This window comes from Nonomuraea coxensis DSM 45129 (genome assembly GCF_019397265.1).
Taxonomy (GTDB): Bacteria; Actinomycetota; Actinomycetes; order Streptosporangiales; family Streptosporangiaceae; genus Nonomuraea; species Nonomuraea coxensis.
In genome coordinates this window covers 7,140,658-7,154,906 of the sequence record NZ_CP068985.1, presented here as the reverse complement: position 1 = coordinate 7,154,906, position 14,249 = coordinate 7,140,658, and the positions used below count along the sequence as shown (strand labels likewise).

Below are 14,249 nucleotides of genomic sequence, written 5' to 3'. Positions count from 1 at the left end.
TGGTGGCGATGACGGGATCGGCGGCGGGCGCGCGGACGCAGGAGCAGATGCGGCAGCGGAACCTCAGTGAGGTGCTGCGCCGCGTCCACAAGGACGGCGCCGTGTCGCGGGCCGCGCTCAGCCGCCGGATGGGCCTCAACCGCAGCACCATCATGGACCTGACCGCCGAGCTCGCCGCGGCCGGGCTCGTCCGCGAGGGCGTCCCCACCGGTCAGGGCCGCGCCGGACGGCCGTCCATCGTCGTCATGCCCGAGCAGGAGACGGTGTACGGGCTCGCGTTCGACGTCGCGGTGGACCGGCTGCTCGCGGCCCGGGTCGGACTCGGCGGCCGGATCCTCGACCGGCGCGAGGCCGTACGCACCCGCGCGGGCGTCGACCTGGAGGACGTCGTCGGCGTCCTCGCCGCCTTCGGCCGCGAACTGGTCGCCGGGGCCGCTCCGGACGCGGTGTGCGTGGGCGTCGGCGCGTCGTACTGCGGGCTGATCAGGCGCGCCGACGGCACGGTCCGGTACGGCCCGCACCTCGGCTGGGTGGACCAGGCGTTCGGTCCGGAACTCGCCGCCGGGCTCGGCCTCGGGCTCCCCGTCGAGGTGGGCAACGAGGCGCACCTGGGTGCGATCGCCGAGCACGTACGCGGCGCGGGAAGCGACGTGGACAACCTCATCTATCTGCACGGGGACGTCGGCGTCGGCGGCGGGATCATTGTCGGCGGCGAACTCCTGGACGGCGACGCGGGCTACGGCTGCGAACTCGGGCACATGCTGATCAACCCGTTCGACGGGCGGCCCTGCCTGTGCGGGTCGCGCGGCTGCCTGGAGGCCGAGGTGGGGGAGGAGGCGCTGCTCGACTACGCGGGATGGTCCGGCGACCTCGTCGGACGCGCCGGCATCCGGGCGGTCGTCGCCCTGGCCGGGACCGGTGACGCCCGGGCGCGGGACGCCCTCGACCGCGTCGGTGACTGGCTCGGCGTCGGCGTCGTCAACCTCATCAACCTGTTCAACCCGGCGCTCGTGGTCTTCGGCGGGATGCTCCGTGACGTCTACCCGGCCGCCGCGCCGCGTGTCCGCGCCCGGATCGACGCGCACGTCCTGCCGGTGTCGCGCGAACGGGTCCGCCTGGCCGTGACGGCCCTGGGCGACGACACCACGCTCGCCGGGGCCGCCGAACTCGCCTTCGCCGGCCTCCTCGACAACCCGCTGACCACCTTGGCCACCCGGCGATGACGCGACCGGCCGGCCGGGACGGAAGGAACGTGACGTGATTCCGAAAGACGATTTCGAGCGGCTGCTGGGTGCCATGGCGATTGTCGAGCGCGATCTCGATGACGAGCTGCGCCGGGCGCACAGCTATCAGATGGTGCGGCAGCGGGATGGCGATTCTTATTACATAGGTCTGGAAGACGGGAGGTACTGGAGCGGAGGCACGGAGTTGTCCGGAGCCTCCATGGAGGAGGCGATCAGTTCGACGGCCGAGGCTTTGCAGGATTGTCTGACGGAAATCCTCTGGATCGTATGGCCCGTGTGTCCCACGCACGGATTCGGCCTGCATCTGGGTGCGGGGAAAGGCCGAGTGGCGTGGGTGTGCCAGGGGAGTGGCCGGCACGTGGTCGCTCCCGTGGGGGAGCTGCTGCGGCAATCCGATCATGGATCCTCCTGATGTCGGCGGAGAATCCGGCCTATCGTGGTCGGGTTGCGGCCGTCGTCCTCGGCCTGGTCATTCTCTGTTCGGGGTGCTCGCTCTCCCCGGTCGAGGTCGTCTTGCGGGTGGAACCCGCCGCTCTCGACGACATTCGCGGTATCGGAGAGGTACGAGCGGAGTCGACCAGTGAAAGTGAAAAGGATGGCAGCAGGCAGATCTCGCATGCTTTGATCATTGATGTCGGAGCTGCGAGTGGTCGGGAAGCGCTGGACAAAGCGGCCGGTCTGCTGTTGTCCCGCAGGTGGAAGATCAGCGCGGAAAACCGTCCAACGATCGTGAGCATGGAATCCTCTCGTTGGGAGGATACGCGCCTGATCTTACGTCCGTTTCATCCAGCGTACTTCGAAGATCAGCCGGAAGTCATCGAGCAGCTTGAAGAGTCTTCCGCCGAGGTGGAGTCGCTCGTTCATGCCGACGTGGAGAAAGGGGTGCTCTGAGGAGTTTCGCAGACGGAGCATGTACGTAAGGGGACAGATGGGCCCAGGGACGGCGACGAGAGCCGGCGCGGCGCCGTTCCGCGGTTGACCTCGACGTCAAGGGCGCGTCCCCGTTCGCGGTGGCGCGTCCGGCCGGAGGTGAACGAGGTCTTCTCCACCAGGACGTGGACCGGGGTGCGGCGCAGTGATCGTGCGCGGCAGCGGCTACCGCTGGCGCAGGGCGAACGACAAGCTCCGCGTCCTCGACACCGTCCTCCCCGAGGAACGCGGGATCAGCGTCGTCAAGGGCGGCTTCACCTTCTGACCGCCGCGCCGGGCCGAGCCGGCCGGTACGCGGCCAGGAGCGACGCCCAGGCCAGGGCGAGCGCGACGGCGAGGGCGAAGGCGACGTTGACCACCCGGGAACCCTGGATCGCGAAGATCGAGATCCAGGCGGCCAGGAAGAGCGCCCCGGTCGCCATGCTGAAGGCGGCCCAGCCGCGTTGCCCGGCCGCCGCGAACCGCCGGCCGAACGCGAAACTCGCGGCGATCAGCGCGAGAAAGGCGATCCCGGAGACGAGGAAGTGCACCATCGCGTGCGTGCTCATGTCCGTGGGCGGCCCGAGGGGCGTCCCGGGCGGGAAGCCGTCGGCGGGATCGGCGGAGAAGAAGGCGGCGGCGACCATCCCGGCGCCGCAGACGCCGACCAGCTGCGGCCCCCAGGTGCCGGCCCAGCCCGCCGGACCACGTTCCCGGTGCAGGCCGATCGCTCCCGCCACGAACAGCAGGCCGCTGACCACGAAGTTGGCGATCTGGATCCATCCCTGGTCACCGTTGCTCAGCATGCTGGCCGGGTGGCGGCTGATGTCGAACCCGTCCCTGGTCAGCAGCTGCAGCAGGACCACCACGATGTAGAGCGGGCCGGCGACGGCGCCGCACATCAGCAGCGTTCGCGTCGCCCTGCCGGTCGTCGTGGCGAGGTTCTCGGTCATCGGTCCGCTCCTGATGATCGTCGGTGAGTCGCCGTCCGGCGGGCTCGGTGTGCCGTGCTCGCCCGTGTGCTGATCGCGGGGCATCCCTCGCGGTCGGGAAGCCTCGTCGAGCGGGTGAGGGCGTTCGCGCCGGGCGCGCGCGAGTTCGATCTCCAGCATGTCCAGGTGGTGGCGCCAGAACTGGCGGAAGGGTGCGTGCACGAAGCGACAATTTCATGCACCACTTATATAAGTCAAGACTGATGTACGCCTGGTGGGCCGGCCGCGCTCCCGGGTGCTGAAGCGGAGCTGAAACGCGTTCCAGTTCGCGTTCCAGCGGAGCTTCAGACCGTGCTGCCACAGTGGTCGCGGCCGGGGGCGGCCCAGCGACCAGGACGGTCGTCAGTGACAGCACATTCGTACGGGGACCATCGCGGAGCCATGAGCTCGGGCCTCCCTACGAGGGTCCGCCACCCCGGGGCGCAACAGAACACCTCGGAGGGGGAAACGGGTGCTGGAGAAGGTGACCGGGGGCGAGGTGCCGCCCGTCGTCCTGGTGGACTTCGCCATGTTCTCCACGGCTGACACGTTGACGGGACTGATCGGCGTCCCCGAGTCTGGCCGGGCGGTCTACCGCGTGGAGGCCGTACAGGACCTGGAGGCGCACGGGCACCTGTCCGTCAAGCGCCTCGCCGACCTGCTCGCGCGGGAGATCGAGGCGGAGCTGGCCGGCCCGCCCGCCGCGGTGCTCGGCTGGTGCAGCGCGGCCACGCTCACGATGGAGATCGCGCAGCGGGTCGGTGACGCCGAGGTCGTGCTCGTGGAGCCGACCTGGCCGACGACGGAGGAGATCGGGCAGGAGCTGGCGCACCTGCGCACGACGCTCGGCGCCGGTCCCGGCGGCGCGCCCGCCGAGATCACCAGGGACTCGGTGCTCGCGGTGCTCCGCGCCGACCTGGTGACCAAGCTGACGGCGGACGGGATCCCCGAGTCCGAGCTGGAAACGTGCGTGGACCTGCTGAGCGGCCGGTACCGCGCCTGGTTCGACTTCCTGTTCGCCACGGCGGAGGCGGCGACGCCGGCACCGGCCAGGCCGGTCAGGATCGTCACGAGCCGCGACAGCGACCGCGGGCCCGCGCCGGGCTGGACGCCCGCCGAGTGGGAGCCCGTGCGCGTGGACGTGCCCGGCGGCGAGTTCCTCAGGAGCCCGGCCGCCCGCGAGCGCATCCTCGGCCTGGCCGGACGCCGTCATGGGTGAGCCGCGGGCGCGGGTGTACTGCTTCGCACACGCGGGCGGCTCGGCCGGCGAGTTCCGCGCATGGGACGGCCTCGCCGAGGACGTACGGGTCGTGGGCGTCGAACGGCCGGGCCGCGGCGCCAGGTTCGGCGAGCCCGCGGCCGAGGACCTGCTCGCCCTGGCCGCCGACCTGGCCGGCACGCTGGCGCTGGACCTGCCGTTCGGCCTGTTCGGGCACAGCTTCGGCGCGCTGCTCGCCTTCGAGGTCGCCCACGCGCTGCGGCGGTCGGGACGCGCGACGCCGGACCGGCTGTGGCTGTCGTCCTTCCCCAGCCCGGACGTCCCCCGCCCCGAGCCCGAGGTACGGCACCTGCCGGACGCCGACCTCCTGCGGACCCTGCACGTGCGGCACGGCGGCATCCCCGGCGAGGTGCTGGACAACCCGGAGCTGCTCGCCGTCGTGGCGACGTACGTGCGGGCCGACTACGCGGCCATGGAGACCTACCGCTTCCGCCACGACCGGGACCCGCTGCCCTGCGCCGTGGACGTGCTGGCCGGCGCGGACGAGCACGACCTGCACGACCGGCTGCCCGGCTGGAGCCGGCACACGACCGGCCGGTTCTCCTCGCGCCTGCTGCCGGGCGGCCACTTCTACCTGCGGCAGCCGGCCAACAGGCAGGCGATCGTCAGCTCGATGGGCGAGGCGATGATCAGCGGCATTTCGACTACGGGGGTGCATTGATGGATGTCATACGCGGGCCGGAGATCGACGCGGAGACCGACGTGGGTGAGCTCGTCGTCAGGGCCGCGGCCGGCTTCGCCGACCGGGTGGCCGTGCGGGAGCGCCGGCGAGGGGTGTCCCTCACCTACGAGCAGCTCCTCGGGCACGTCGAGACGCAGGCCGGCGCGCTGCTGGCGCAGGGCGTCAAGGCGGGGGACCACGTGGTGGTCGCGGTGCCGCGCTCGGCCGAGGAAGTGGTCGCGGTGCTCGCGGTGCTCAGCGTCGGCGCGGTGTACGTGCCGGTGGACGGCGGGCTGCCGCTGCCTCGGCTGCGCGCGATGCTGTCGCGGGTCCGGCCGGTGGCGGTGATCGGCGATCCCGCCGTCGTCGAGGCGGCTCCCGGCCCGTGCGTCCCGCTCGGGCCGGTGGTGATCACCGCTGAGCCCTCCGCCGGGTCCCGCCCCTGGGCGCGCCGCGCGCCGGGCGACGCCGTCTACGTCACGTTCACCTCGGGCTCGACCGGGGTTCCGAAGGCGGTGCGCATCCCGCACCGGGGCGTCGTCCGGCTGGTACGGGGCGCGTCCTACCTGCGCCGCGGCCCCGGCGAGCGGATGCTGCGCCTTGCCCCGCTGGCCTTCGACGCCTCGACGCTGGAGATCTTCTGCGCCCTCGCCACCGGCGCGACCCTGGAAATCTACCCCGACGGCCCGGTCTCCCCGGCCGAGCTGGCCACGTTCCTGCGCGAGGCGGGCGTGAGCGTCGCCTTCCTGACCGCCGGGCTCTTCCGGGTCATGGCGGGCGAGGCGATCGACGGCTTCGCCACCGTGCGCCAGGTGCTCACCGGCGGCGACGTCGTGCCGCCCGACGCGGTGCGCGCCCTGCTCGCCCGTCATCCCGGGCTGGAGGTCGTCGCCGCGTACGGGCCGACGGAGAACACGACGTTCTCCACCGTGCATCCGATGACCGGCCCGGCCGACGTGGACGGCCCGGTGCCGATCGGCCGGCCCGTCGCGGGGACCACCGCTCTCGTCCTGGACGAGGAGGGCCGGCCGGCCGCCGACGGCGAGCTGTACCTCGGCGGCAGCGGGCTGGCGCTGGACTACCTGGACGCGCCGGAGGAGACCGCGCGGTCGTTCGTCGTGCCCCCGGGACGGCACGAGCGGTTCTACCGCACGGGCGACCTCGTACGCCGCGACGAGGACGGGCTGCTGCACTTCACCGGCCGCCGCGACCGCCAGGTGAAGGTGCGCGGCTACCGCATCGAGCCGGCCGAGATCGAGAGCAGGCTGCTCGCGAACCCGCGGGTCAAGGACGTCGCCGTGGTCGTGACCGGCGTGGACGCCGGCTCCAGGAGGCTGCTGGCGGCCGTCGTCGCCGAGCCCGGCGACGACGGGCTGGTGGAGCGCCTGCGCGGCGCGCTGCGCGAGGAGCTGCCCGGCTACATGGTGCCCGCGCTGTGGGTGGTGATCGAGCGGCTGCCGTACACGCGGAACGGCAAGGTGGACGTCGCCGCGCTGGAGGCCAGGGCCGGCTCGGGAAGGGCACGGGCGGTTCCCGCCGACGCGTTCGAGGACGTCATCGCGGGCGTGTGGAAGGAGGTGCTGGGGACCGGCGACTTCGGCGTCGAGGACCCCTTCTTCGAGATCGGCGGCGACTCGCTGCTGGCCGGGCGGGTGCACCTGCGGCTGCGCGACGAGCTGCCGGGGCACCCCCTGCGCATCGTGGACATCTTCCAGTACCCCACCGTCCAGGCCCTGGCCGAGCACCTGCGGGGAGCCGCCCGATGAGCGTCGCGATCATCGGCATGGGACTGCGCCTGCCGGGCGCCGCCACTCCCGAGGCGTTCTGGGCGAACGTCGCGGCGGGGCGGGAGTCCCTCACCCGGTTCGGCCGCGAGGAGCTGGCCGCCGCGGGCGTGCCCCAGGAGGAGCTGGACGATCCGGCGTACGTCCCCGTCCGCGGGGTCATCGACGGCGTGGAGGACTTCGACGCGGAGCTGTTCGGCCTGCCGCCGCGCGAGGCCCAGCTCACCGACCCGCAGCAGCGGCTCTTCCTGGAGTGCGCGCTGGAGGCGCTGGAGCACGCGGGCTACACGCAGGACGCCGCGCCGGGGCCGATCGGCGTGTACGCGGGCACCGGCAAGAACCACTACCTGCTGCGGCACGTGCTGGGCCACGCCGGCCTGGTCAGCAGCATGGGCGACATGGCGATGCTGGTCGGCCACGAGAAGGACCACGTGGCGACGCGGACGGCGTACCGGCTGGGGCTGCGCGGCCCCGCCATCGCCCTGCAGACGTCGTGCTCGACGTCGCTGGTCGCGGTGCACATGGCCGCGCAGAGCCTGCTGCGGCACGAGGCGGACCTCATGCTCGCCGGCGGCGCCTCGATCAGCCTGCCCCAGCGCTCCGGCTACCGCTACAGCCCGCACGACATCCTCGCGCCCGACGGCCACTGCCGCGCGTTCGCGAAGGACGCGCGCGGGGCCGTGCCGGGCAACGGGGTGGGGGTCGTGGTGCTCAGGCGGCTGGAGGACGCCGTACGGGACCGCGACACGATCTACGCCGTGATCAAGGGGTCGGCGATCAACAACGACGGCGCCCGCAAGGTCGGCTACACCGCGCCGAGCGTGAGCGGCCAGGCCGACGTCATACGGGCCGCGCACGCCGCGGCCGGCGTCCGGCCGGAGACCATCCAGTACGTCGAGACCCACGGCACCGGCACGGAGCTGGGCGACAAGATCGAGGTCGAGGCGCTCACCCAGGCGTTCGGCGACGTGCCGGGGCCCGCGTCGTGCGTCCTCGGCACGCTCAAGCCCAACATCGGGCACGTGGACATCGCCGCGGGCGTCGCCGGGCTGATCAAGGCCACGCTCGCCCTGTGGCACGGGCAGCTCCCGCCCAGCGTCAACTGCGACGAGGAGGACCCGGACCTGCGGCTGCACGAGGGGCCGTTCCTCATCAACCGCGTGCTGCGGCCCTGGCCCGCCACCCAGGGGCCGCGCCGGGGCGCGGTGAGCGCCTTCGGCGTGGGCGGCACGAACGCGCACGTGATCCTCGAACAGGCGCCCGAGGCCGGCGCGGGCCGGGAGCGGGCGGAGACCCCGATGGTCGTCCCGCTGTCGGCGCACACCGCGCCGGCGCTGACCGAGCTGACCGCCCGGCTGAGCGGGCACCTCATGGAGCACCCCGACCTGGACGTCCGCGACGTGGCGCACACCCTGCGCCACGGCCGCCACCAGCGCAGGTACCGCACGGCCGCCGTCGCGGGCACCGCCGCCGACCTGGCGCGCCCCACGTCGTTCCGGCCGCCGGTCCTCGCCCGCGGCCGGGTGAGCGTCGGCTTCCTGTTCACCGGGCAGGGCAACCAGCACCCGGGCATGGCCGCCGGCCTCTACGACCGGTTCCCGGTCTTCCGCGCGGCCATGGACGAGTGCGCCGCGCAGTTCGCCGAGGTCGCCGACCTCCGCGGGCTCCTGTGCCGGGCCCCCGCCGACCCGGCCGCCGCCCAGGCCGAGCTCGACACGATGGCCCTCGCCCAGCCCGCCGTCTTCGCGATCGAGTACGCCACCGCCGAGCTGCTGCTCTCCCTCGGCCTGCGGCCCAAGGCGCTGCTCGGGCACAGCCTGGGCGAGTACGCGGCGGCGTGCGTGGCCGGCGTGATGAGCCTGCGGGACGCCTCGGCCCTGGTCGCGGCCCGAGGCCGGCTGCTGGAGCGGGTGCGCGGCGGTGCCATGCTCGCGGTCTTCGCCGCCGCGGACACCGTCGCCCCGCTGCTGCCCGAGTCGCTGTCGCTGGCGGCGGTCAACGCGCCGCGCTCGGTCGTCGTGGCGGGCCCGGCCGCCGCCATGCCGGAGCTCGTCGAGCTGCTGGACGCGCGCGGCATCACGCATCGCGCCGTGCCCGTGCCGATCGCCGCGCACTCGTCGATGCTGGACGGCCTGCTCGGCGAGTTCCGCTCCCACGCCGAGCGGCTCACCTACCGCCGGCCCGTGATCCCGATCGTCTCGGGGCTCACGGGCGGCCCGGTCGAGGACGGCCTCGACGCCGCCTACTGGACCAGCCACCTGCGCGGAACCGTCCGCTTCGCCGACGCGGCCGAGCACGCGCTCGGCTGGCGGGACCCGCTGCTGATCGAGGTCGGGCCGGGAAGCACGCTCACCACGCTCGTGCAGGAGACGGCGGCGGGCCGCCCGGCCGTCGCCCTGGCCGCTCTGCCCGGCCGCAAGGACGAGACCGGCCCGCTCACGACGTTCCTGGAGACGGTCGCCGCGGCCTGGTGCGCGGGCGCCCCGGTGAACTGGGCGGCGCTGGACGACGACCGGCGGGCGCGCCGCGTCCCCCTGCCCGGCTACCCGTTCCAGCGCTCCCGGCACTGGCTCGACCCCGTGCCGCCGCGGCCGTCCGCACCCGCGCCGGCCGGGGAAGCGGTCGCCGGGGAAGCCGTCGCCGGGGAAGCGGCGGCCAGGGAGCACGGCGGCCAGGAGAGCGCCGAGGACGGGAACGACGCGCGGGTCGCCGCGGTCTGGCGGGACCTGCTGGGCGTCGAGCGGGTCGGCCCCGACGACAACTTCTTCGCCCTCGGCGGGCAGTCGCTGCTCATGGTGCGCATGATCGCCCGGCTCAAGGAGCTGACCGGCGTCGCCGTCCCGCTGCGCGAGGCGGTGGCCGCCCCCACGGTGCGGGGCATCGCGGCGCTCCTCGCGCACCACGGAAGGGGATCGGCATGACCGCCAGGCTCGCGATCGTGTTCGGCCCGGGGGCGGTGACCCTGGGCGACCTGCTGACGGGGCTGGGCTTCGGCCCCGAGCTGATCTTCATCCTGCCTCCCAGGGCCCTCTCGTACGCGAGCCTGCTCCAGGGCGAGGGCATCGTGGTGCCGCTCGACGAGGCCGCCTCGGCCGGCCGGTTGGACGGCGTCGTGGCCTTCGGCGAACGCGAGCTGCCCGCCGCCGCCCGCCTCGCCGCCGCGGCCGGACTGCCCTTCCACACCCCCGAGACCGTCGAACGCCTCACCGACAAGAGCCTGCAGCGGAGCGTCCTGCGCGGCCACGGGATCGAGACCCCCGCCTGCCACCTGCTGCGCGACGCGGAGGAGTGGCCCGTGGACCTGGCCCTGCCCGCCGTGCTCAAACCGGTGAAGGGCGAGGGCAGCCGCAACACGTACCTGGTCCGTACGGCGGAGGAGGGCAGGACGCTGGCCCGGCGGCTGCTCGACCCCGCCGGTCCCGCCGCCGAGGAGGCGCTCGTCGTCGAAGAACGTCTCCTCGGCACGCCGTGCGAGCCGTACGGGGACTACGTCTCGGTCGAGAGCGCCTGCGTGGGCGACGACGTCCGCACCATCGGCGTCACGGGCAAGCTGCCGCTGCTGCCGCCGTTCAGGGAGAACGGGCAGTTCTTCCCCGACACCCTGGACGAGGCCCTGCGCGCCGAGGTGACCGAGCTGACCGGGCGGGCGCTGAAGGCCCTCGGAGTGCGGCACGGCATCACGCACACCGAGATCAAGCTCACCCCGCAGGGCCCCAGGATCATCGAGGTCAACGGGCGCATCGGCGGGTTCGTCAACGAGCTCTACCAGCGGGCAGGCGGCCTCGACCTCATCGAGGCGGCCGGACGGCTCGCGCTCGGCCAGGAGGCCGACGTGTCCATGAGGCCGCGCGGCGGCGTGTACTTCCAGCACTACAGCCGCCCGTTGCCGCAGGCCACCCGGCTGGCCGCGGTCGAGGGCGCCGGGGAGCTCACCCGCACCCCCGGGATCACCGCCTCCCGCCGGCTCGTGCGGCCGGGCACCGCCCTGCCGCCCGACGGCACGGCCGTCTACCTGGACCTGACCGTGGGCCACGCGCCGACGCACGGGGAGATGCTCGACGTCCTGGAGCGCGGCCTGTCGCGGATCCGCTTCACGTTCGACACGCCGGCGGGAGCCGTCACGCGGACCGGCCACGAGCTGCGGGCCGGGGAGAGGAAGGCGACGTGAGCGGGGCGATGGGCGTCGCGGTCGTCGGCTACGGCAACGCCGGCCGTCAGCACGCGCAGGCGCTGGCCGACACGCCGGAGGCGTACGTGGCCGCCGTGGTGGACGCCGATCCGCGCGCCGCCGCGGCGGCCAGGGACGCCGGGCTGCCGGTGCGCGGCCTGGAGGAGGCGCTGGCCGACGAGCGCGTCCGCGCGCTGGCGCTGTGCCTGCCGCCGGGCGCGCGGGCGGAGACCGCGGAGCGCGCGGTGGCCGCGGGCCGGCACCTGCTGCTGGAGAAGCCGCCGGCCCGCAGCGCGGCCGAGCTCGACCGGCTGCTCGCGCGCACGGCGGCGGGCGACGTGCTCGCCGGGGTGATGTTCCAGCACCGGTTCGCGCTGCCCGAGCCGCTGCGGCGGCTGCCGCCGCAGCGGTTCGCGGGGGCGGTGGCGACGCTCACCGTCTCCCGTGCCCGGCCCGACGCGCACTACCGGCAGGCGGGCTGGCGTTCCGACCCGCGCGACGCGCTCGGCGGCGTCACCGCGCACCTGGGCGTGCACTACCTCGACCTGGCCTGCCAGCTCCTCGGCGCCCCGGTGTCGGTGACGCCGCTGGCCAGGGCCGACGCCGCCCCGGGCATCGACGCGCAGCTGTGCGGGCACGTCCTGTTCGCCTCCGGCGCCCGGCTGTCGGTGGCGGTCACCAGCCGCTCGCCCGCCCGGGTCGAACGGCTCACGGTGCTCGGCGCGGACGCCTGGGTGGAGGTGCGGTCCGGCGCGGTCACCGGCGAGCTGGCGGGCACGCCCGTCAGCGGCGAGGCCAGGCCCGCCGAGCGGCTGCGCGCCGAGGTCTACGCCGAGCTGGCCCGCGCCGCGGCGGGCCGCGCGCCACTGGAGCTGGCCGCGCTGGGACGCGCCCGCCCCGTCATGGCGATCCTCGACGGCCTCCTGCGCGGGGAGGCCCGATGACCCCCCTAGGGCTCAGCTCGGGCTCCTTGCCGCACGCCACCGCCGCCGACCTCGCCGCCGCCGTTCTCGGGCACGGCGGCAGCGGCCTGGACCTGCGCATCGGCAAGGGTCACGCCTGGGAGCGCGACGGCGTCGAGCGGGGCCTCCGCGCGATCGCCGCCGCCGGCGCCGAGGTGTTCTTCACGGGCGTCGGAGCCCGGCTCGGCGACCCCGCGGCGGAGCTCGCCGAAGCGCCGCCGGCGTGGCCGGTCAAGGTCTTCTGCGTCGAACGGCCCGACCCCGGGCTGGTCGCCGAGCAGGCCGCCGGGCGCGAGCTGTGGGTGGAGACGCACGCCGGCGGCCCGGACGTCACCACGCTGATCGACCTCGCCGAACGCACGGGCGTGGGCCTCGTGCTGGACGTCCTCGGTCTGGCCGAGATCGGCGGCGCCGACCGGCACCGGCTCGCCGCGCTCGCCCCGCACGTCCGCGCGGCCCAGGTCAAGGGCTTCCACCGCACCCCGCAGGGGACGCGGCACCGCCCGCTGGAACCACGCGACCTCGAACCCGTCCTGGCCGTCATGGAACGGACCTCGCTGAGGTGCGTCACGGTCGAGTCCCGGGCCGGGAACCCGGGCGCCGACCTCGTCCTGCTCGCCACGCTGCTGAAGGAGAACACATGAGACTCGCCGTGATCGGCGACGAGCTCGCCCAGGACTGCCGTACGGTCGCGAGGACCGCCGCCGAGCTGCGGTTCGACGCCGTCGAGATCAGGTCCATGGACGGCACCCCGCCCCACCTGCTGAGCGACGCCCAGCTCGGCGCGGCCCGCGCGGTCCTGGACGAGCACGGCCTGGCCAACGCCGGTTTCGCGCCGCCCGCGCTCAAGACCGCGCTGCCCGTCACCGACGCCGACCTCCAGGCCGCCGCCGACCTGCTCGCGGACGGCTGCCGGCAGGCCGCCCTGCTCGGCGCGCCCCACGTACGGATCTTCAGCTTCTACCGCGACGGCGACCCCGACCCCGTACGGGCCGCGCGCCTGACCGCCCAGGTGCTGGACGGCCTGGACCTGCCGGTCCCGCTCGTCGTCGAGAACGGCACCAGGACCAACACCCCGACCCTGCGCCACCTGGCGACGTTCCTCGACGAGCTGGGCCGCGACGACCTCGGCATCCTGTGGGACCCGGGCAACAGCGTCTTCAGCGGCTGGGACCCCGAGCCCTTCCCCGCCGACTACGAGGCAGGACGCGAGCGCATCCGGCACGTGCACGTCAAGGACCCCGACGGCACCCGCGGCTACGTCCGGCTCGGCGACGGCGACCTCGACTGGCCCGCCATCCTGCGGCGGCTGGCCGAGGACGGCTACGGCGGGTTCGTCAGCCTGGAGACCCACTGGAGGATCGGGCGCGCGCTCACGGCCACCGAGCGCGACGAGCCCTGGGGCGAGGCGTTCTCGCGGGGCGGCCACCCGGCCGGCGTGGAGTGCATGCGGCGGCTGCGCGACTGGGTGGACGAGCTGGCCCCCGCGGGCGCGGAGCCGTGACCGGGCCGGCGCCGCTCCTCCTGCTCGGCGCCCAGCGCTCGGGCACCACCGCCCTGGCCTCCCTGCTGGAGGCCGCGTTCGACGCCGTGGGCGGCCTGTTCACCATCAACGGCAAGCTGCCCTACGTGCTGCACCGCTGGTGCACCGAGGCCGACGTGCGCGGCCGGCACCTGCGGGTGGACGAGATGCTGCACGCCCTGCGGCGCAGGCCGCCGTACGGACGCGGCGGCGAGCGGTGGCTGGCCACCGTGGAGGACGTGCTGCGGGCCGCGGCGGCCGAGGTGGCCGCGGGAGCCGCGGGCGACGCGCTCACGCTGCGGCGTGACCTGGTACGCCGGGCCTACGCGGACGCGACCCGCTACGGCGAGAAGTACAACGAGTACCTGCTGGAGCTCGACCGGCTCGCCGAGACCGTGCCGGACGCGCACTGGGTGCTGCTGGTGCGCCATCCGGCGGACGTGGCGGCCTCGACACTGCGCTGGTCCGGCGACCGGCCCTGGCGTCCCGGCGGCTGGGAGGCGGCGCTGGACAAGTGGGCGGCCTGGCACGAACCATGGCTGCGACATGATCACCCCCACCGCACGGTCGTCGAGTACGGGCGGCTGTGCGCCGGCGAGGACCTCCGGCGGCTGTCACAGGCGACCGGCCTCGACCTCGCCCCCTACGCGGGGCTGCTCGACGGGCGCCCGCCCGCCGAGCCGCCCCACGCCCTGCCGGCGCACGTCGAGCGCCTCTGGCAGGAGCTCCTCGACCAACGAAAGGCATGA

At 74.4% G+C, this 14,249-nt stretch carries 13 protein-coding genes; 12 read left to right on the top strand and 1 reads right to left on the bottom strand.

Going from position 1 to position 14,249, the window contains the following annotated elements:
* Window positions 1-8: 8 nt before the first annotated feature.
* The 3 genes from Nocox_RS33490 to Nocox_RS33480 are packed head-to-tail and all read left to right on the top strand — an operon-like array spanning window position 9 to window position 2,135.
* A complete protein-coding gene (locus tag Nocox_RS33490; RefSeq protein WP_033408190.1) occupies window positions 9-1,223 on the top strand; it encodes an ROK family transcriptional regulator in 1,215 nt (404 codons plus the stop codon).
* A 34-nt stretch (window positions 1,224-1,257) separates the two neighbouring features.
* On the top strand, window positions 1,258-1,656 hold the full coding sequence (locus tag Nocox_RS33485) for a hypothetical protein (RefSeq protein ID WP_020541181.1): 399 nt from the start codon (window positions 1,258-1,260) through the stop codon (window positions 1,654-1,656).
* Window positions 1,656-2,135 (top strand): hypothetical protein, encoded by a 480-nt coding sequence (locus Nocox_RS33480; protein WP_020541180.1) that lies wholly within the window; start codon window positions 1,656-1,658, stop codon window positions 2,133-2,135. Before Nocox_RS33485 ends, Nocox_RS33480 begins: the two co-directional genes overlap by 1 nt.
* Window positions 2,136-2,428: 293 nt before the next feature.
* Here the strand turns inward: Nocox_RS33480 and Nocox_RS33475 are convergent, their stop codons facing one another.
* A complete protein-coding gene (locus Nocox_RS33475; RefSeq protein WP_026213921.1) occupies window positions 2,429-3,106 on the bottom strand; it encodes a DUF998 domain-containing protein in 678 nt (225 codons plus the stop codon).
* Between the two features lie 490 nt (window positions 3,107-3,596).
* Here Nocox_RS33475 and Nocox_RS33470 point away from each other — a divergent pair, with 490 nt between their 5' ends.
* The 9 genes from Nocox_RS33470 to Nocox_RS33430 are packed head-to-tail and all read left to right on the top strand — an operon-like array spanning window position 3,597 to window position 14,249.
* Window positions 3,597-4,343, top strand: coding sequence for a hypothetical protein (locus Nocox_RS33470; protein ID WP_020541177.1), 747 nt, complete (start codon window positions 3,597-3,599; stop codon window positions 4,341-4,343).
* A complete protein-coding gene (locus Nocox_RS33465; RefSeq protein ID WP_051112451.1) occupies window positions 4,336-5,064 on the top strand; it encodes a thioesterase II family protein in 729 nt (242 codons plus the stop codon). The genes Nocox_RS33470 and Nocox_RS33465 overlap by 8 nt, the downstream gene beginning before the upstream one ends.
* Complete coding sequence (locus Nocox_RS33460; RefSeq protein WP_020541175.1) at window positions 5,064-6,830, top strand: non-ribosomal peptide synthetase; 1,767 nt, start codon at window positions 5,064-5,066, stop codon at window positions 6,828-6,830. The genes Nocox_RS33465 and Nocox_RS33460 overlap by 1 nt, the downstream gene beginning before the upstream one ends.
* Window positions 6,827-9,769: a type I polyketide synthase gene (locus tag Nocox_RS33455; protein WP_020541174.1), complete on the top strand. Its 2,943-nt coding sequence runs from the start codon at window positions 6,827-6,829 to the stop codon at window positions 9,767-9,769. Before Nocox_RS33460 ends, Nocox_RS33455 begins: the two co-directional genes overlap by 4 nt.
* Window positions 9,766-11,016 carry an ATP-grasp domain-containing protein gene (locus Nocox_RS33450; RefSeq protein WP_020541173.1) on the top strand — a complete coding sequence of 417 codons (1,251 nt, stop codon included), beginning with the start codon at window positions 9,766-9,768 and terminating at the stop codon, window positions 11,014-11,016. Before Nocox_RS33455 ends, Nocox_RS33450 begins: the two co-directional genes overlap by 4 nt.
* Window positions 11,013-11,960, top strand: a complete 948-nt coding sequence (locus tag Nocox_RS33445; protein WP_157382831.1) for a Gfo/Idh/MocA family protein — start codon at window positions 11,013-11,015, stop codon at window positions 11,958-11,960. Before Nocox_RS33450 ends, Nocox_RS33445 begins: the two co-directional genes overlap by 4 nt.
* On the top strand, window positions 11,957-12,622 hold the full coding sequence (locus tag Nocox_RS33440; protein WP_157382830.1) for a hypothetical protein: 666 nt from the start codon (window positions 11,957-11,959) through the stop codon (window positions 12,620-12,622). Before Nocox_RS33445 ends, Nocox_RS33440 begins: the two co-directional genes overlap by 4 nt.
* A complete protein-coding gene (locus tag Nocox_RS33435; RefSeq protein ID WP_020541170.1) occupies window positions 12,619-13,482 on the top strand; it encodes a sugar phosphate isomerase/epimerase family protein in 864 nt (287 codons plus the stop codon). Before Nocox_RS33440 ends, Nocox_RS33435 begins: the two co-directional genes overlap by 4 nt.
* A complete protein-coding gene (locus Nocox_RS33430) occupies window positions 13,479-14,249 on the top strand; it encodes a sulfotransferase (RefSeq protein WP_020541169.1) in 771 nt (256 codons plus the stop codon). Before Nocox_RS33435 ends, Nocox_RS33430 begins: the two co-directional genes overlap by 4 nt.

What these genes read in the sequence shown, in the direction of transcription:
- Nocox_RS33450 (WP_020541173.1), top strand. Translation starts at nt 9,766, where the DNA reads ATGACCGCCAGGCTCGCGATCGTGTTCGGCCCGGGGGCGGTGACCCTG.
- Nocox_RS33465 (WP_051112451.1), top strand. Translation starts at nt 4,336, where the DNA reads ATGGGTGAGCCGCGGGCGCGGGTGTACTGCTTCGCACACGCGGGCGGC.
- Nocox_RS33455 (WP_020541174.1), top strand. Translation starts at nt 6,827, where the DNA reads ATGAGCGTCGCGATCATCGGCATGGGACTGCGCCTGCCGGGCGCCGCC.
- Nocox_RS33435 (WP_020541170.1), top strand. Translation starts at nt 12,619, where the DNA reads ATGAGACTCGCCGTGATCGGCGACGAGCTCGCCCAGGACTGCCGTACG.
- Nocox_RS33480 (WP_020541180.1), top strand. Translation starts at nt 1,656, where the DNA reads ATGTCGGCGGAGAATCCGGCCTATCGTGGTCGGGTTGCGGCCGTCGTC.
- Nocox_RS33440 (WP_157382830.1), top strand. Translation starts at nt 11,957, where the DNA reads ATGACCCCCCTAGGGCTCAGCTCGGGCTCCTTGCCGCACGCCACCGCC.
- Nocox_RS33460 (WP_020541175.1), top strand. Translation starts at nt 5,064, where the DNA reads ATGGATGTCATACGCGGGCCGGAGATCGACGCGGAGACCGACGTGGGT.
- Nocox_RS33475 (WP_026213921.1), bottom strand. Translation starts at nt 3,106, where the DNA reads ATGACCGAGAACCTCGCCACGACGACCGGCAGGGCGACGCGAACGCTG.
- Nocox_RS33490 (WP_033408190.1), top strand. Translation starts at nt 9, where the DNA reads ATGACGGGATCGGCGGCGGGCGCGCGGACGCAGGAGCAGATGCGGCAG.